The organism is Pseudomonas sp. LAM2023 (genome assembly GCF_016620375.1).
GTDB lineage: Bacteria > Pseudomonadota > Gammaproteobacteria > Pseudomonadales > Pseudomonadaceae > Aquipseudomonas > Aquipseudomonas anuradhapurensis.
Genome location: NZ_JAENHV010000023.1, coordinates 1 through 17,289, shown reverse-complemented (window position 1 = coordinate 17,289; position 17,289 = coordinate 1). Strand labels below are relative to the sequence as shown.

The window sequence follows — 17,289 nt, the reverse complement described above, 5'->3', positions numbered from 1 at the left end:
AAAGCCCACTGCTCGCACAGTGGGCTCCTAGGTCAGCTATTAGTCACGCAGTTACTGAGGGGAGACTTCGGTCTTCGGCTTGCCGAAGTGCCATTCGTAGACCACGAACTTGAAGTCTTTCAGGTCGCCTTTCTCGTCGTAGGACAGGGTGCCGGTCGGGGTCTTGAAGGAGCCGGCGTGGATGGCCTCGGCCACCTTGTCGGTGTCTTCGGACTTGGCTGCCTTGATACCTTGGGCGATCAGCTCGACAGCCGAGTAGGCCGGGAATACGAACGGGCCGCTTGGGTCCTTGCCGTCAGCCTTGATGGCATCGACGATGGCCTTGTTCTCAGGGTCGGCGTCGAACGACTTCGGCAGGGTCACCAGCAGGCCTTCGGAGGCGTTCTGGGCGATCTGCGAGATGGAGTCGTTACCCACGCCTTCCGGGCCCATGAACTTGGCTTTCAGGCCTTTTTCCTGAGCCTGGCGCAGGATCAGGCCCAGCTCCGGGTGGTAGCCGCCGTAGTAGACGAAATCGACGTTGTTCTGCTTGAGCTTCTGGATGATCGAGGAGAAGTCCTTGTCACCGGCGTTCAGGCCTTCGAACACGGCGACCTTGGTGCCTTTCTTCTCGAGGGTCTGCTTGACCGCGGTGGCGATGCCTTCACCGTACTGCTGCTTGTCGTGGAGTACCGCAACCACTTTCGGCTTGACGTGGTCGGCGATGTAGTTGCCGGCGGCCGGGCCCTGGGCGCTGTCCAGGCCGATGGTGCGGAAGATCAGCTTGTAGCCACGGGCGGTGATTTCCGGCGAGGTGGCGGCCGGGGTGATCATGATCACGCCTTCGTCTTCGTAGATGTCGGACGCTGGTTGGGTGGAGCTGGAGCACAGGTGGCCGATGACGAACTTGACGCCGTCGTTGACCACCTTGTTGGCGACTGCCACGGCCTGTTTAGGGTCGCAGGCGTCGTCGTATTCCTTGGCTTCGAGCATCTTGCCATCGACGCCGCCCTTGGCGTTGATATCCTTGATGGCTTGCTTGGCGCCGATGAACTGCATGTCGCCGTACTGGGTCACAGGGCCGGTCTTGGGGCCTGCGATCCCGATCTTGATGGTATCGGCGGCAAACGAATGGCTGGCTACCCCGGCCAGAACCATTGCGGCGAACAGCTTGGAAATCTTGATCATAGTGCTCCACTCATTCTGTTGTAATTCTTATAGTCCTGGCGGCCAGGGCTACAGACCGGGCGGGATTTGCGGCGTGGCCATGCCAACGCGCAAGCCCACCTTCCCCCGGAACATGTCCCGGAACTGTACCGGTACAGTGTAGAGCGCTGTCCAAGCGCTTGAAAAGCGTTCGAAAAGTGCCTGTTTCCTGGGTTGTCGCTTGGTCGACACAAAGATACAAAAAAGCGCCATCAAACTGCCTGTATCTGCGATCCCGCCCCACAAGTTCGGGATCAATCGACCAAATTACATATTTGAAACCGGGTTTTTCTGCAAAAATGCCGGCCTTTTTAATTGACCGATTTTTGCGGATACCACCCATGACTGATCACACAAGCACCCTCTATGCCAAATTGCTTGGCGAGACGGCAATCATCGAGTGGAAAGCGTTGGAGCGTTTCTGGGCCAAGGGTGACCTGATTTGGGTCGACCCGAGCCTGGACCTGATCACCGTTGCCGAGGCAATGGCCGAGAATCGCAGCGAGATCTTCGCCAAGTGGCGTAGTGATGGCACTGTCGGCCCGGTGACCGCCGAGCAGGCCCAAGAGCTGCAAAGCCGCGATCCAGAGATCTGGGCCGTGGTGGTTTCACCGTTCATCGTGATTCAGGTGAAGCGCCCAGCCGAGGCGTGATCGTTTTTGGTGCGCGAAAATGCGCAACAGCTCCGTTCTGGTGCTTGGTGGCGCTCAGGGCGAGTGGAGGGAAGTAACAATTCGGCGTGGCGGTAACAGTTTACGGGATGCGTAATACCCCACCGTTGCTGCAAGTTCCTGGGCAGCCTGGGTAATGTTCGACCAGTCAGGAGTCATAGATGAGTACTGCACTACCTTCGCTTGGATTCGCCGGCATCGGTCTGATGGGCCTGCCCATGTGCCGACGCCTGCTGGCCGCAGGCTACCCGCTGACCGTTTGGAACCGCAGCCCGGGCAAGTGTGCCGCGCTCCTCGCCGCCGGCGCGCGCCTGGCCAGCAGCCCTGCCGAACTGTGCCGCGACAGCGACATGCTGCTGCTGTGCCTGGCCGACACCGCCGTGGTGCGCGAAGTGGTGTTCGGTGAGCAAGGCATTGCCCAGGGTGGGCGCCGTGGCCAGTTGCTGGTCGATTTCTCCAGCCTGGAACCTACCGCGACGCGAGAAATGGCTGCCGAGCTGGCGGCCCTGTGCGGCATGGCCTGGCTGGATGCCCCGGTGTCAGGCGGCACACCGGGTGCCGAAGCCGGCACCCTGGCGATCATGGTCGGTGGCGCGGCGGCGGACCTGGAGCGCGCGCGCCCGGTGTTGCAGGTACTTGGCCAGCGCGTGACGCACATGGGTGCGGTGGGGGCAGGGCAGGTAACCAAGGCCTGCAACCAGATGATCGTGGCCTGCAATGCCCTGGTAATCGCCGAAGTGGTGGCGCTGGCGGAACAGTCGGGGGTGGATGCGACACTGATCGCCGAAGCACTGGCGGGCGGTTTTGCCGATTCCAGGCCGCTGCAGATCCTCGCGCCGCAAATGGCCGAAAGCCGCTTCGAGCCGATCAAATGGCATGTGCGTACGCTGCTCAAGGACCTTGATGGTGCGGTGAAGCTATCCCGCGAGCAAGGCGCGGCGACGCCACTCAGTGGCCTCGCCGCACAACTGATGCGCTTGCATGCCAGCCAGGGCTACCTGGAAAAAGACCCGGCGACCCTGGTCGAACTGTACCGCAGCAAGGGTTGATCACACCGCTGTTGGTGTTGCAGCCGCTGCGGCAACTGCAACACCACAGCGGCGCCGGGTGGCCTGGCCGGCTAGCCTGCCACCAGCACGCGGATGGCTTCCAGGCGCAGGGCTGCTTTTTCCAGCATCGCCAGGCCCTCTTCACGCTGCTTGCGCAGCGCCTCGATCTCGCTGTCGCGCACGCTCGGGTTGACCGCTTGCAGTGCAACCAGGCGGGCCAGCTCTTCGTCGGCTTCCGCCGCCAGGCGGCGCTGGGCTTCGGCCACGCGCTCGACGTGGGCCGGCAGGACTTTGGCCTCGCCACTGCTGATGCGCTTGGCCAGCACGTCGCGCTGGGCCTGGACGAACTTGTTGGCGCTGGCGCGCGGTACGCTCTCGAGCTGGTCGTTGAGGGTTTCGAAGGCCACCCGTGATGCCAGGTCGTTGCCGTTGGCATCGAGCAGGCAGCGCAGCGCCGCCGGTGGCAGGTAACGGCCCAGTTGCAGGCTGCGCGGCGCCACCACTTCACTGACGAACAGCAACTCAAGCAGCACGGTGCCGGGCTTGAGCGCCTTGTTTTTGATCAGCGCCACGGCGGTGTTGCCCATCGAACCGGACAGCACCAGGTCCATGCCGCCTTGCACCATCGGGTGTTCCCAGGTGAGGAACTGCATGTCCTCGCGCGACAGGGCCTGGCCGCGGTCGTAGGTGATGGTCACGCCTTCGTCGTCACCCAGCGGGAAGCTGGCGTCGAGCATCTTCTCGCTCGGCTTGAGGATCAGGGCGTTTTCCGAATGGTCTTCGCTGTCGATGCCGAATGCGTCGAACAGGGTTTCCATGTAGATCGGCAGGGCGAACTGGTCGTCCTGTTCGAGAATTGCCTCGGCCAGCGCCTGGCCTTCACCGCCGCCGCCGGAGTTCAGTTCCAGCAGGCGGTCACGGCCGGTATGCAGTTCGGCTTCCAGGCGTTCGCGCTCGCTGCGGGCGTCGGCCACCAGTGCCTCCCAGGCCATGCTTTCGCCCCCTTCGAGCAGCGGCAGCAGGCGCGGGCCGAACTGGTGCTGCAGGGCGTTGCCGGTCGGGCAGGTGTTGAGGAAAGCGTTGAGGCCTTCGTGGTACCACTGGAACAGGCGCTCTTGCGGGCTGTCCTGCAGGTACGGGACGTGCAACTGAATGGTGTGCTTCTGGCCGATCCGGTCGAGGCGGCCGATGCGCTGTTCAAGCAGGTCCGGGTGCGCCGGCAGGTCGAACATCACCAGGTGGTGGGCAAACTGGAAGTTGCGGCCTTCGCTACCAATCTCGGAGCAGATCAGCACCTGCGCGCCGAATTCTTCATCGGCGAAGTAGGCGGCGGCACGGTCGCGTTCGAGGATGCTCATGCCCTCATGGAATACCGAGGCCGGGATGCCGGAGCGCACGCGCAGGGCGTCCTCCAGGTCCATCGCGGTTTCGGCATGGGCGCAGATCACCAGTACCTTGGTGCGCTTGAGCATCTTCAGGGTGTCGATCAGCCAGTCGACGCGCGGGTCGAAACGCCACCAGCGCTCCTCGTCGGCCACTTCGCCCTGGGCCTGGAAGGCGACTTCCGGGTACAGCTCGGCATGCTCGCCGGCTGGCAGCTCGCGGTATTGCTCGGGCGTGGCCAGCGGGTAGGGGTGCAGCTGGCGCTCAGGGAAGCCCTGGATGGCCGCGCGGGTGTTGCGGAACAGAACGCGGCCGGTGCCGTGGCGGTCGAGCAGCTCGCGGATCAGCCGTGCGCTGGCCTGGGTATCGCCGTCGCTGACGGCGGCCAGCAGGGCTTCGCCTTCGGCACCGAGGAAGCCCTGGATGGTGGCGTGGGCCTTGGGAGACAGGCGGCCTTCGTCGAGCAGCTCCTGCACGGCTTCGGCCACCGGGCGATAGTGTTCGCTCTCGGCGCGGAAGGCCGCCAGGTCATGGAAACGGTTGGGGTCGAGCAGGCGCAGGCGGGCGAAGTGGCTGTCCTGGCCGAGCTGTTCGGGGGTGGCGGTGAGCAGCAGTACGCCCGGGATCACCTGGGCCAGTTGTTCGACCAGGCCATATTCGGCACTGACCTGGTCTTCGTGCCAGACCAGGTGGTGGGCTTCGTCGACTACCATCAGGTCCCAGCCGGCGGCGAACAGTGCGTCCTGGGCCTTTTCGTCGTCGACCAGCCACTCCAGGGCCACCAGCGCCAGCTGGGCATCCTCGAACGGGTTGCTGGCATCGCTTTCGATGAAGCGTTCTGCGTCGAACAGCGCCACCTGCAGGTTGAAGCGCCGGCGCATTTCCACCAGCCACTGGTGCTGGAGATTTTCCGGTACCAGGATCAGCACGCGGCTGGCGCGGCCCGACAACAGCTGACGGTGGATCACCAGGCCGGCTTCGATGGTCTTGCCCAGGCCCACTTCGTCGGCCAGCAGGACACGCGGCGCGCTGCGGTCCGCCACTTCGCGGGCAATGTGCAACTGGTGGGCGATGGGTTGGGCGCGGCAGCCGCCCAGGCCCCACAACGCAGATTGCATCTGTTTGCTGGTGTGCTGCAGGGTGTTGTAGCGCAGGCTGAACCACGACAGCGGGTCGATCTGCCCGGCGAACAGGCGGTCGCTGGCCAGGCGGAACTGGATGAAGTTCGACAGCTGGGTTTCTGGCAGGGTGCGTGGCTGGTTCTGCCCGTCCAGGCCGTGATAGACCATCAGCCCGTCGATGTCCTCGACCTCGCGCACAGTCAGCTTCCAGCCTTCGAAGTGGGTGATCTGGTCGCCCGGCGAGAAGCGCACGCGGGTCAGCGGCGCATTGCGCAGGGAATATTGGCGGGTGTCGCCAGTGGCCGGGTAGAGCACGGTCAACAGGCGGCCATCCTGCGCCAGGATGGTACCCAGGCCGAGCTCGGCTTCGCTGTCGCTGATCCAGCGTTGCCCCGGTTGATACTGCTGCGCCATACTGCCTGAACTCCCGCGATGAAAAAGCCGATTATGTTAACGGATCGGCCGGTCGGACCAAAGTGCCGTGCGTACCGAAAGGTGTGCAAAATGCAGCAACAGGCCGACTCACGCCATGCCACAGTCTAGCCGTTTCATCGCTCATACCGTGCTGCTGAAGAGGGCCCCGGATCACCATGTCTGCCAAGCACCGCTGGATCAGCACCTCGATCGCCGTGGGCAGCCTGTTGCTGCTGGCCGCCTGCGAACAGAAGAATTTCGCCACCTTGCCCGCCATCCCGATGGAGCAGCTCGAAGTACTGGGCGTGCAGACGCCGATCAAGAGCGTGCATTTTCGTGACCGCGACGGTGAAGGCCTGCTGGTACTGAGCCGCAGCGATGGCCAGGCCAGCGACCCGGAAAGTGAACAGGAAGTGGACAAGGTGGTGCTCAAGGCCACGTTGTACGGGCGCAGCGCCGACAGCGACGCGTTCAAGGCGCGCTGGCAGATCGAGCAGGAAACCACTTGCCCGGGGCTGGACCTGGATGTGGATTTCTACAACGACGTCAGCGACGTCAGTGACCTGAACAAGGACGGTGTCGCCGAGGTGACGGTTGCCAGCCACGCCTTCTGTGGCGGCGGCATCGACCCGCATGACATTACCATCGAGATGCGCGAAGGGCAGGCCAGCTACACCATCACCGGCCAGTCGCTGATTACCCCGGCGGGTGAAGAGCCGATCGGCGGTGAGCGCGAGGACAGTGCCTCGCTCAAATCCGCACCGCAGGTGCTGCGCGAGCACATGGACGCGGTCTGGCAGCAGGTTTACAAGCGCCCCTGGAGCGAGGCCAGCCCGCCAGCCGACGACGATACTGACGACGAAGCCGAATAAAGCTTGACCATGCCTTCAGGTAAATCTGCACCTGCCGATACAGAGGGCATAGGAGAACCTTCATGTTGCCACCGCTCATTCCGCTCAGTGCCGCACCGGTGACTTCACAACAGGATCCGGTCAAGCCGACCCCCGATATCAAGCCGGTGGTACCGACGCAGCCGGCATCCAGTGAAACTGCCATCGACCTCAAGCGCCAGCGTGACCCGCAGGAGCAGGCGCTGCTGCTGCGCGATGAGCAACGCCGCCAGCAACGCCGGCGCAAGGACGACGACGAGCGCTACAGCGCGATGCCGGGTGATGAGGTCAACGCCGACAACACCGTCCCGGTGGCGCCGCTGATAGGCGAGCACGCACGCCAAGGGTTGCTGGTGGACATCGAAGTCTGAGCTGGGGCTGGTCAGCGCCAGCGCCTGGCTTCATCATGCAAGTCTCAGTTGATCGTCGAGCCCACCCATGCGCCAAGACAACCTCATCGATTTCGATGCCGAACGCGCCAAGCGCGCCCACGACCTCAAGGAAAAGCGCCTGAACGAAATGCGCAACGCATTCGAACAGGCGCTGCCGCTGAATACCGGCAAGAAAAAGAAGCCCAAGGGCAAGCCGAAGAAGCGCTGAAACTTGACGCAAGTCAACCCTGCATCCGCCTCGCGTGCCCGGCCCCGGGCACCATTGACCCCGATCAATTTTCCCGCCCCTGACATTGGTTAACGTGCACCCATCGGACAACGGCAAACGAATGGGGAGGCCAGCATGTTCTTCGACAATGTGGTTATCGCCGGGGTGGTAACGGTCGGGTTGATGTTTGCATTCTTTGCCGGTCTGGGCATTTTCATCTGGAAGGACTCGCACAAGCGCAAGCCGCGCTGACCTTTCGGGTACACGAGCACGCAAGGCATTTGGGGCGACTTCGGTCGCCCATTTTTTTGCCTGCGATTTTATGCCGCGCTGGGCGCGGTTCGAGTGGCGGCGGGGCTGCCCGCGAAAACGCCGGAGCAGGAATGCTCGCTGCAATCAAGATGATTAGCTAGCTAATTAATAGGTTTCGCTTTATTCTTCCTGCCATTGTCTATCTTTGAACAAGTCATCCCCGCAAGGTCCGCCTCGTGCCTATCACCCTCCAGGCCCTGTTCGCCCCCAGCAGTCTCGCCGTCAAGTTCGCCATCAAGACCCTGCTCGGTGGCGGCCTGGCCCTGTGGCTGGCGATGCGCTGGGGCCTGGAGCAACCGGCCTGGGCGTTGATGACGGCTTTCATCGTTGCCCAGCCGCTGTCCGGCATGGTGGTGCAGAAGGGCCTGGCGCGGCTGGCCGGGACGCTGGTCGGCACGCTCATGTCGGTGCTGTTCATCGGCCTGTTCGCCCAGGCCCCCGGCCTGTTCCTGCTTACCCTGGCCCTGTGGCTGGCCCTGTGCACTGCCGCTTCCACCCAATTGCGTAGCGCCTGGGCCTATGCCTTCGTGCTGGCCGGCTACACCGCCGCGATCATCGCCTTGCCGGCCATCGACCATCCGTTGCAGGTGTTCGACCAGGCCGTCGCACGCTGCACCGAGATCTGCCTGGGGATCTTCTGTGCCACCGCCAGCAGTGCGCTGCTGTGGCCCATGCGCGCCGAACAGCAACTGGGCGGGCAGGCCCGCCAGGCCTGGCAGAACGGCCTGCAGGCGGCCAGTGCCATGCTGGGTGGCGAAGACGAGGCGCGCAAAGGCCTACTGGAGAGCCTGGGGCGTATCGTGGCCATCGATAGCCAGCGCGAACACGCCTGGTTCGAAGGCAACCGCGGGCGCCAACGTGCCCGCGCCATTCGTGGCCTGAGCCAGAAGCTGATGGTACTGCTGCGGATTTCCCGCTCGGTGCGCCGCCAATGGCGACAACTTGACCAACACGAGACCGAACACCTGGCGCCTTGGCTGGAGCAGGTGCGCGCGTTGCTGGGCAAGCCCGACCCGCCCAGCCTGCTGTTGCTGCGCCAGCGCATCTGGGATGCCGCGCACGCGGAGCAGATCAGTTCGGCGGAACATTTCTGCCTGGCGCGCATGGCCTTGCTGCTGGATTACGCCATGGCCGCCGGCCAGGCGCTGGAGGACGTGGAGGCGGGCAGGGCGCCGAAGGATGTGTCGCAAGGCCTGGCGGTGCATCGTGACTGGTCGCTTGCCCTGTTGTTCGGCTCACGCAGTGCGTTGGCCTTTCTGGTGATGAGCGGCTTCTGGTTGGCCACGGCGTGGCCGTCGGCACCGGGTGGGCTGGTGCTGACCTGTGTGGTGTGCAGCCTTTTTGCCAGCCGTGAGAACGGCGCCCAGATCGGTCTGAGCTTCTTGCGGGGGATCTTCCTGGCGGTACCCACCGCATTTCTGGTCGGGCAGATACTGCTGCCGCAATGGAGCAGCTTCGCCATGCTCTGCCTGGGCATGGGCGTGCCGTTGTTTCTGGGGGCACTGGGCATGGCGCACCCACGCACCGGGGCCACGGCCACCTCGTATTGCCTGCACTTCATCGTGCTGGTGTCGCCGCTCAACGCCATGCAGTTTGGCGTGGCCACCCTGCTCAACAGTGCCTTGGCCATGCTGGTGGGGGTGTCGGCAGCGGTGATGGCCTTCCGCTTGCTGGTGTTCCGTCACCCGGCCTGGCTGGGCCGGCGCCTGCGCGCGGCGACCCAGAGCGACCTGGTACGCCTGACCCGGCGTGACCTGCGCGGGGCCGACACCTGGTTCGGCGGGCGTATGGCCGACCGCCTGATGCAGTTGGCGCGGCATGCCGGTGAACTGCCCGACAATGAGCGCAAGCGCTGGGATGACGGCCTGCACGGGCTGGATATCGGTGATGAACTGGTACACCTGCGCATGTGCCTGGTAGTGGCCCAGGCACCGCTGGGCCAGGCCGAGCGCGAATACCTGCAGCAGCTGGAGACGGTGCTGGCCAAGGGGCCGGCGCCTGGGCGTGGCCAGTACCTGGATGCCAGCAGCGAAGCGTTCATAGCGGCCTTGCGCCGGCAGCCGTCGAGCGACCCGCTGCGCTTGGCCGAAGGGGCGGTGTTGCAATTACAGAAAAGCTGGGCCAAGTGGTGCCGCTGGCAGGAGGAAGCCCATGGGGTTGCGTGAATGGGAAATGGGCGGTGTGCTGTTCAGCCCGTTCCTGGTCTATGTGTTGCTGGCGCTGGTGCTTACCGGCGTGTTGCGCCTGGTGGTGCAGGCCACGCCGTTGGGGCGCTGGATCTGGCATGAAGCGCTGTTCGACGCGGCACTGTTCGTTTGTGTGTTGTTCCTGGTGGTGCGACTGCTGGGGCCCTTATAGAGGAGTGTTTCGATGCGTGCGGCCGTACGTATTCTGGTGACCTTGTGTGTGGTGGCCCTGGCCGTGTTCGCCGGCTACCAGCTGTGGCAGTACTACATGCTCACCCCCTGGACGCGCGATGCCCGCGTGCGCGCCGACGTGGTGGTGATTGCCCCCGACGTATCGGGCTGGGTGCGAGAGCTGAAGGTCCGTGACAACCAACAGGTCAAGGCGGGCGACCTGTTGATGAGCATCGACCGCGAGCGCTTCCAGGCGGCGTTCGACCAGGCCAGCGCCGTGACCGAAACCCGCGCCCAGCAGCTGCGCCTGCGCGAGCGTGAAGCGGCGCGGCGTACCGCCCTTGGGCCAGAAGCGATCAGTGCCGAGCTGCGTGAAAACGCCCAGATCAATGCGGCCATAGCGCGTGGCCAATTGCACGAGGCCGAGGCGCAGTTGCAGATTGCCAGGATCAACCTGGCACGTAGTGAGGTACGAGCACCTCGCAGCGGGCATATCACCAACCTGCGGTTGGCCGAAGGCAACTATGTCAACGCCGGGGAATCGGTGATGGCGCTGGTGGATGATGCGACCTTCTATATCCAGGCCTATTTCGAGGAAACCAAGCTGCCGCGCATCCGCGTGGGGGACACGGTGAAAGTCTGGCTGATGGGCGCAGGCGAGCCGATGCAAGGGCACGTGGAGAGTATCAGCCGCGGCATCACCGATCGCAACAGCAACCCGGACAGCCAGTTGCTGCCGGAGGTGGAACCGACCTTCAACTGGGTGCGCCTGGCGCAGCGCATCCCGGTACGCATTCGTCTGGACCAGGTGCCGGAGGGGGTGGCCCTGAGTGCGGGGATGACGGCGAGTGTGCAGGTGCATGAGGACTTGAAGTAGCTGCCAAGGCCGTTGCGCAGCGGTTTGTATTGCTGTGAGCGGCCTGGTGTCGAGATGGGCCGCAACGCGGCCCGGAAATTCGCGGTTCAGAGAAACATCCCGCCCGACACCTCCAGCCGCTGCCCGGTGATCCAGCCATTGCCGTCTTCGAGCAACAGCGCAATCGCCGCGCCGATATCATCCGGCAGTCCCACCCGCCCCAATGCCGTGTTGCCGGCGATGTATTCATTCACCTGGCGGTTATCCCTTACCACACCGCCGCCGAAATCGGTCTCGATCGCCCCCGGCGCCAGAATGTTCACCCGAATGCCGCGCGTGCCGAGTTCCTTGGCCTGGTAGCGGGTCAGCACTTCCATCGCGCCCTTCATCGCGGCATAGGCGGCATACCCTGGCAGGGCGAAGCGCGCCAGGCCGGTGGAGATATTGACGATGCGGCCATTGTCCACCAACAGCGGCAACAGCCGTTGGGTAAGGAAGAACGGCCCTTTCAACTGGATGTTCAGCAATTGGTCGAACTGCGCCTCGCTGGTCTCGGTATACGGCACGTTCAGCCCGATCCCGGCATTGTTCACCAGAAAGTCGAAACGCTCGCGGCCAAACTGCTGTTGCAGGGTGGTTGCCAGGCGCTCGGCGAAGCCGGCGAAACTGCCGCTGTCGCCAACGTCCAGCGGCAACATGGCGGCCTTGACCCCGGCTTGTTCCAGGCGGGCGGCCACGCCCTGGGCTTCGTCCGCCTTGCTGTGGTAGGTGCCGATCACATCGATACCGCGTGCAGCCAGGTGTTCGGCGGCGTTGCGGCCAAGGCCGCGGCTGGCGCCAGTGATGAGGGCAATCTTGCGAGTCATGGTGAATACCTCATGGTGGGTGGATGAGGACAGGGTATTGGTCAGCCAGGCACTGTTAAATCCAGCGAAAATGGAAATACTGTTCGGTAAAACCGGATAGCAGGAGGCCTGAGTGAACAAGCTGGAGTTGTTGCGCACCTTTGTGCGAGTCAGTGAAGTCAGCAGTTTCACCTTGGCGGCAGAAAGCCTGGGGCTGCCACGTTCGACCGTGTCGGAGCAGGTGAGGGCGCTGGAGCGCATGCTCGGTACGCAGCTGTTCAACCGCACCACCCGCCGGGTGCGGGCAACCCAGGACGGCGTGTTGCTGTATGAGCGCAGCAAGGACCTGCTGTCGGGCATGGACGAGATCGAAAGCCTGTTCCGGGCCGACGATGCCGAGCTGGCCGGGCGCCTGCGTATCGACCTGCCGACGATGATGGCCCGTCGGTTGATCATCCCGCTGCTGCCGCAGTTCCTGCAGCGCTTTCCACGCCTGGAAGTGGAGCTGAGTTGCACCGATCGCCAGGTCGACCTGTTGCGCGAAGGCTTCGATTGCGTGATGCGCATCGGTGCCCTGCATGACCTGGATGTAGCGGCGCGGCCGGTCGGGCAGCTGAGCATGTGCAATTGTGCCAGCCCAACCTACCTGGCTCGCTACGGTGTGCCTCGCACGTTGCAGGACCTGGCCGAGCACCAGTTGGTGCACTATGTGCGCACCCTGGGCGGGCGCAGCGCCGGGTTCGAATACGTGCACGGCAATGAAGTGCGCTACCGGGCCATGGCCGGTGTGGTCACGGTCAACAATGCCGAGGCGTATTCGGCTGCTTGCCTGGCCGGGCTGGGGCTGATCCAGGTGCCGGCGGTGGCCGTGACCGAGCACCTGCAGCGCGGCGAGTTGGTTGCCGTGCTGCCGGACTGGCAGGCGCCGGCCATGCCGGTGTCACTGCTGTATGTCCGGCAACGGCACGTGCCGCGCCGGGTACAGGCATTCATGCAATGGCTGGGCGAGGTCCTGCGCTCACAGGTCGACGGCGGCAACTGAGCGGTGAAAAGCGTGGCATCCGTGCCGCGGCTTGCGTTAGGCTTCGCCCATGAGTTGCCCGCAGAGGCGACCCTCCCGCCTGGCGTGCGTATCTTCCGATTTCTTTGCGAGGTTACGTCATGGCCATCACTTCTCAGGACATCTGCAACGCTGCCGAGCAGCTCAAGGGCTTTGTCGGTTTCAATGGCAAGCGCGGCGTGCACATCGTGCGCTTTTCCGAGGACGCGTTCGGCATGGACGTGGCCGATGCCAGCATCACACCTTGCAGCGAGTTTGTCTGGCGGCCCGAGCAGGGGCAGCGCATGGTGCTGTGCCGCGAACGGTTGGCGTTGTTGCTGGAACAGCACGTCGATGAGCGCTTGAACATCGGTGAGCCGCTGCGTGCCTACATGCGTCGTCACGATCTGCCGGAAATCATCGCCGAACGCAGCCTGCAGCAGCCATGCTGACGCTACAGGTACGGGGCCGAGCGTTCGGCGGCTTGCTGCCACAACGCCTCGAGCCCCGTACTGTCCAGTGGCCGGCTGAGATAATAACCTTGCACTTCATGGCAGAGGTCCTTCTCCAGCATCTCGAGCTGCTGCTCGCTCTCTACCCCTTCTGCCGTCACCGTCAGCCCCAGCGCCTTGCCCAGGCTGATGATGGCCTGGACCACGGCGCGGTCGCTGCCGCCACCGCTGCCGAGGCCGCCGATGAAGCGTTTGTCGATCTTGATGCTGTCGAACGGGTAGGTGCGCAGGTAGCCCAGTGACGAATAACCGGTGCCAAAGTCGTCCATGTTCAGGCGCACACCCAGTTCCTTGAGTGCCAGCATGGTGCCCAGCGCGCCTTCGATATCGTTGAGCATCACATTTTCGGTGATTTCCAGCTCCAGGCGCTGGGCAGGGAATGCAGTGTCCAGCAGGATCTCGCGCACGTCCGCCACCACATCGCTGCGCAGGAACTGGGCCGGTGACAGGTTTACCGAAACCAGCACGTCGGCAGGCCAGTGCAGGGCGGTGCGGCAGGCTTCGCGCAGCACCCAGCGGCCCAGCGCGACGATGATGTCGCTGTGTTCGGCCAGCGGGATGAAGGTATCCGGCCCGAGCAGCCCTTCTTGTGGGTGCTGCCAGCGCAGCAAGGCTTCGACGGCGACGATGCGCAGGTCGTTGAGGCGGTAGCGCGGCTGGTAATGCAATACGAACTCCTGGTTGCGCAGGGCCCGGCGCATGTCGTTCTCCAGCTGGCGGCGGTACTGGATCTGCTGGTTCATCTCGGCCGCGAAATAGCGCCAGGTATTCTTGCCATCGGCCTTGGCCTGGTACAGGGCAATGTCGGCGCAGCGGATCAGCTCGCCGGCATCGAAGCCCTGGCTACGGGTCTGGGCTACGCCGATGCTGGCGCCGACGTGCAGGGGCTGGCTGTCGAACACGATGGGCTGCTGCAGCAGGGCGATCAGGCGCGCACAGAAACTGTCGATTTCGCTGCGGTTGTCCATGCCGCTGAGCACCAGGATGAATTCGTCGCCGCCCAGGCGTGCGACCAGGTCGCCATCACGCGTGCTGTCGCGCAGGCGCGTGGCCACTTCCAGCAGCACGGCGTCGCCGGCGGTATGGCCGAGGGTGTCGTTGATCGGTTTGAAGTCGTCGAGGTCCAGCAGCAGCAAGGTCATCGGCGGCGAGTCACTGCCGCGCAGCAGCGCCTGCTCCAGGTGCCGGGCGAGCTTGTTGCGGTTGGCCAGCCCGGTCAGCGGGTCGTGCAGCGACAGGTGCTGGATGCGGGCGTGCGCATCGACTTCATCGGTGATGTCGCTGGCGGTGCCGCGATAACCGACGGGTTTGCCGTCGTACCAGATGGCACGGGCCGAAATCCGGCAATAGCGGTTCTGGCCATTCTGGTCGCGGTAGGTGCAGCGCAGGTTGGCCAGTTGTTGCGGATCGGCCATGGCCAGGGCATCCAGCCACGGCGAGAGGGGGGTGGTATCGCAGGCCAGCAATTGGTTAAGCGGCTGGCCGAGCCAGTCGCCCACCGGGTAGCCGGTGACCTTGGTGAAGCGTTGCGACAGATAGCTCAGGCGTTGCTGTCGGTCAGTTTCCCAGATCCAGTCGGATGCCGACTCGGCTACTGCGCGAAAGCGCTGTTCGCTAGCCTCCAGGGCCTGGTTGCTCTGCTGCAGGCGGGCGAGCGTGAGGTCGATCGCCCGCGAACTGCGCAAGGCGTGGCGAAACAGGTAGAGCATGACCAGGCCGAGAATCAGCAAGGCACCTGCCAGTGGCGGCATTACCGCCTGCAACAGCTGGCGCCCCGGCATCGGGTTGTTCCAGGACAGGTGGAAGCCGGTGTTGCCGAGGTCGATGTGCAGATGCTCGTGCTCCCCGACGTCGTCCTTTTCCACGTGCAGGTTGTTCAGGCCGACACCGGTGCCCAGCCGTGCCAGCTTGTCCTTGGTGAGCTGATCGACAAACAGCATCACCGGCGCCTGGCTCACCTCGTTCTCGCTGACCTCCCGGTCCGGGCGCACTGCCGCGGCACTGAGTACCGCCGGCCAACCATTGAACAGGACGAAACGGCTGATTTGTTCACGGGGTATGGCCGCCGCACGGGCCTGGTCGATGATCGGCTGCAGCGCTTCCTCTATATAGGTACTGGCCGCCGCCTGGGTAGGCTGGCCTTTGAACAAACCGTAGGTGGTACGCGTGTCATCCACCACGAATACCCCTTCGTAGCCGCTGGCGCTGTACAACGACTCACCCACGTTCTTTTCTTCATAGGCCCATTTCCAGTCGGTCTGCCCTGCCAGGTGCTCGTAGGCGGCATCCCATACCGCGTAGGCGGACAGGAACTGGCGCGAGGCGAGAAGGCGTTGTTCCAGCGCCTGGTTCGCCTGCATGGCACTGCGCTGGCGCTCCTGCTGGTCAAGCGTGCCGGCGATATTGAACAGTGCGCCGACGATAACCAGGCAGGCCAAGCCGAAAACAGCGCTGAAGCCGGCGATGAGGCGGCGCACCTGGAAGCGCGGTGTGGGGCTGGCGGGTGCAAGGTTGGCGGTCCTGGCCATGCGCGAGCGGCTCCTTCAGGAAACCTCCCGCCAAGCATTCAGGAAGGAGGTTCAATCAGGATAGGCCAGCTTGAGCGTGGCAGCCCGGCCGCCGACAAAAATGCAGGGCGCCGGGCGAGCCGGCGTTCTTGGGCTTACGTTTGGCCGTCGTTGCGGCGACGCCCGCCTGCCGGGTTGCCTTTCAGCAAGCGCGAGGGGGGCTTGCCGCTGTCACTGCGCACCTGCGCATGGCTGATCAAGCCGAAGATGAAGCTGCCGCCGATGATGTTGCCGGCCAGTGTCGGCAGGGCGAACTCCAGCCAGAAACTGCGCCAGGTTTCATCGCCGGCCCACACCAGGTAGGACACTTCGACCGAGCCGACCACGATATGGGTGAAGTCGCCCAGGGCCATCAGGTAGGTGATCATCAGGATGATCCAGATCTTGGCGTGCTCCATCGACGGAATCATCCACACCATGGTGGCGATCATCCAGCCGGACACGATGCCTTTGGCGAACATCTGGCTGATATCGTTGTGCATGACCTTGCGCCCCACCTCGAGGAAGGCTACGTCGGTCTTGGCGTCGAAGATCGGCAGCTCCAGCATGACCCAGGCCACCAGCAGGGTGCCGGCCAGGTTGCCAAGCAGTACCACGCACCACAGCCGCAGCAGGCGCCCGAAATTGGCCAGGGTGGGAGAGGTCATGACCGGCAATACGGCGGTCAGGGTGTTTTCCGTGAACAGCTGCTGACGCGCCAGGATCACGGCAAGAAAGCCGGCACTGTAGCCGATGCTGGCGACCACCTGGGCACTTTCGCCTTGAGGGAGGCGGGCGTAGAACAGGCCCATGGCCATGAGTGAGAGGCCCATGGACAAACCGGCAGCCAGGGCCGACCACCACAGTGCAGCGAGGGTCCGCTCCAGCTCCTGGTCGCCCTGGTAGCGAATGATCTCGTGCAGTACCGCCGCGCGGGGCGGTTGGTTCAAGCTGACTTCCTGTTCCTCATCCGCCGACAGGCCCGGGGTTTTCTCGCTTTGCGCATCGCTCATGGCCGCTCCGCTCCGTTGGGGGTGTTCCTTTACAGATCCACGGCGTTTTGATTAGTTGCCGGGTCATCGCTGGCGCTGCAGAAAGTTTTTTCAGATCAAGGTGTTGACTCTGATTTCAAAGCGCGTATTATTCGCCTCCTCGCAGCGATGAACGCTTCGGGGCAAGCGGTAAGTGATTGAAGTTCAAAGGTTTCGAAAGAAGCTGGCGGTAAAAAACTTCAAAATAAACGCTTGACAGCAAATGAGGAAAGCGTAGAATGCGCGCCTCGGTTGAGATGAAACGATCTTAACCAAACGCTCTTTAACAAATCGAATCAAGCAATTCGTGTGGGTGCTTGTGAGTACGGACTGATAGTCACAAAGATTATCAGCATCACAAGTGGCCATGCGAGAAATCACATAGTCATTTGAGATTGCTGAGCCAAGTTTAGGGTTTCTTAAAAACCCAAGCAGTATTGAACTGAAGAGTTTGATCATGGCTCAGATTGAACGCTGG

At 63.5% G+C, this 17,289-nt stretch carries 16 protein-coding genes; 11 read left to right on the top strand and 5 right to left on the bottom strand.

The annotated features are described in order from the left end of the window. Positions 1-51: 51 nt before the first annotated feature. Positions 52-1,167, bottom strand: a complete 1,116-nt coding sequence (locus tag JKP78_RS13010; protein ID WP_186690476.1) for a branched-chain amino acid ABC transporter substrate-binding protein — start codon at positions 1,165-1,167, stop codon at positions 52-54. Between the two features lie 359 nt (positions 1,168-1,526). Here JKP78_RS13010 and JKP78_RS13005 point away from each other — a divergent pair, with 359 nt between their 5' ends. Next, positions 1,527-1,838 (top strand): DUF2288 domain-containing protein, encoded by a 312-nt coding sequence (locus JKP78_RS13005; protein WP_170031813.1) that lies wholly within the window; start codon positions 1,527-1,529, stop codon positions 1,836-1,838. Between the two features lie 179 nt (positions 1,839-2,017). Continuing rightward, positions 2,018-2,905 carry an NAD(P)-dependent oxidoreductase gene (locus JKP78_RS13000; RefSeq protein ID WP_170031810.1) on the top strand — a complete coding sequence of 296 codons (888 nt, stop codon included), beginning with the start codon at positions 2,018-2,020 and terminating at the stop codon, positions 2,903-2,905. Positions 2,906-2,976: 71 nt separating this feature from the next. On the opposite strand, the gene rapA is transcribed toward JKP78_RS13000, so the two are convergent. Continuing rightward, entirely contained in the window at positions 2,977-5,823 is a 2,847-nt protein-coding gene (rapA, locus tag JKP78_RS12995; protein ID WP_200626785.1) for an RNA polymerase-associated protein RapA, read from the bottom strand. A gap of 176 nt (positions 5,824-5,999) precedes the next feature. Here rapA and JKP78_RS12990 point away from each other — a divergent pair, with 176 nt between their 5' ends. From JKP78_RS12990 to JKP78_RS12965, 7 genes are all read left to right on the top strand, one after another. Then, entirely contained in the window at positions 6,000-6,695 is a 696-nt protein-coding gene (locus JKP78_RS12990) for a M949_RS01915 family surface polysaccharide biosynthesis protein (protein WP_200626784.1), read from the top strand. Between the two features lie 62 nt (positions 6,696-6,757). Next, positions 6,758-7,084 (top strand): aspartate-semialdehyde dehydrogenase, encoded by a 327-nt coding sequence (locus tag JKP78_RS12985; RefSeq protein WP_200626783.1) that lies wholly within the window; start codon positions 6,758-6,760, stop codon positions 7,082-7,084. A 67-nt stretch (positions 7,085-7,151) separates the two neighbouring features. Further along, on the top strand, positions 7,152-7,313 hold the full coding sequence (locus JKP78_RS12980; RefSeq protein ID WP_200626782.1) for a hypothetical protein: 162 nt from the start codon (positions 7,152-7,154) through the stop codon (positions 7,311-7,313). Positions 7,314-7,448: 135 nt separating this feature from the next. After that, complete coding sequence (gene ccoM / locus JKP78_RS25280; RefSeq protein ID WP_027918924.1) at positions 7,449-7,565, top strand: cytochrome c oxidase subunit CcoM; 117 nt, start codon at positions 7,449-7,451, stop codon at positions 7,563-7,565. A 236-nt stretch (positions 7,566-7,801) separates the two neighbouring features. Next, a complete protein-coding gene (locus JKP78_RS12975; protein WP_200626781.1) occupies positions 7,802-9,790 on the top strand; it encodes an FUSC family protein in 1,989 nt (662 codons plus the stop codon). Next, positions 9,777-9,983, top strand: coding sequence for a DUF1656 domain-containing protein (locus JKP78_RS12970; RefSeq protein ID WP_170031792.1), 207 nt, complete (start codon positions 9,777-9,779; stop codon positions 9,981-9,983). The genes JKP78_RS12975 and JKP78_RS12970 overlap by 14 nt, the downstream gene beginning before the upstream one ends. Positions 9,984-9,995: 12 nt before the next feature. Further along, the gene (locus tag JKP78_RS12965) at positions 9,996-10,859 is read left to right on the top strand and encodes an efflux RND transporter periplasmic adaptor subunit (RefSeq protein ID WP_170031789.1); all 864 of its coding nucleotides are present in this window, start codon (positions 9,996-9,998) and stop codon (positions 10,857-10,859) included. An 86-nt stretch (positions 10,860-10,945) separates the two neighbouring features. Here JKP78_RS12965 and JKP78_RS12960 read toward each other — a convergent pair whose 3' ends face one another. Then, positions 10,946-11,704 carry an SDR family NAD(P)-dependent oxidoreductase gene (locus JKP78_RS12960; RefSeq protein ID WP_186690466.1) on the bottom strand — a complete coding sequence of 253 codons (759 nt, stop codon included), beginning with the start codon at positions 11,702-11,704 and terminating at the stop codon, positions 10,946-10,948. 112 nt (positions 11,705-11,816) lie between these two features. Here JKP78_RS12960 and JKP78_RS12955 point away from each other — a divergent pair, with 112 nt between their 5' ends. Both JKP78_RS12955 and JKP78_RS12950 read left to right on the top strand, forming a co-directional pair. After that, the gene (locus JKP78_RS12955; RefSeq protein WP_200626780.1) at positions 11,817-12,725 is read left to right on the top strand and encodes a LysR family transcriptional regulator; all 909 of its coding nucleotides are present in this window, start codon (positions 11,817-11,819) and stop codon (positions 12,723-12,725) included. Between the two features lie 119 nt (positions 12,726-12,844). Continuing rightward, a complete protein-coding gene (locus tag JKP78_RS12950; RefSeq protein ID WP_200626779.1) occupies positions 12,845-13,174 on the top strand; it encodes a DUF2025 family protein in 330 nt (109 codons plus the stop codon). A 2-nt stretch (positions 13,175-13,176) separates the two neighbouring features. Here the strand turns inward: JKP78_RS12950 and JKP78_RS12945 are convergent, their stop codons facing one another. Together JKP78_RS12945 and JKP78_RS12940 are read right to left on the bottom strand one after the other, a co-directional pair. Next, positions 13,177-15,762 carry a bifunctional diguanylate cyclase/phosphodiesterase gene (locus tag JKP78_RS12945; RefSeq protein WP_200626778.1) on the bottom strand — a complete coding sequence of 862 codons (2,586 nt, stop codon included), beginning with the start codon at positions 15,760-15,762 and terminating at the stop codon, positions 13,177-13,179. 134 nt (positions 15,763-15,896) lie between these two features. Next, on the bottom strand, positions 15,897-16,793 hold the full coding sequence (locus tag JKP78_RS12940) for a formate/nitrite transporter family protein (RefSeq protein WP_170031776.1): 897 nt from the start codon (positions 16,791-16,793) through the stop codon (positions 15,897-15,899). Positions 16,794-17,289: the final 496 nt, after the last annotated feature.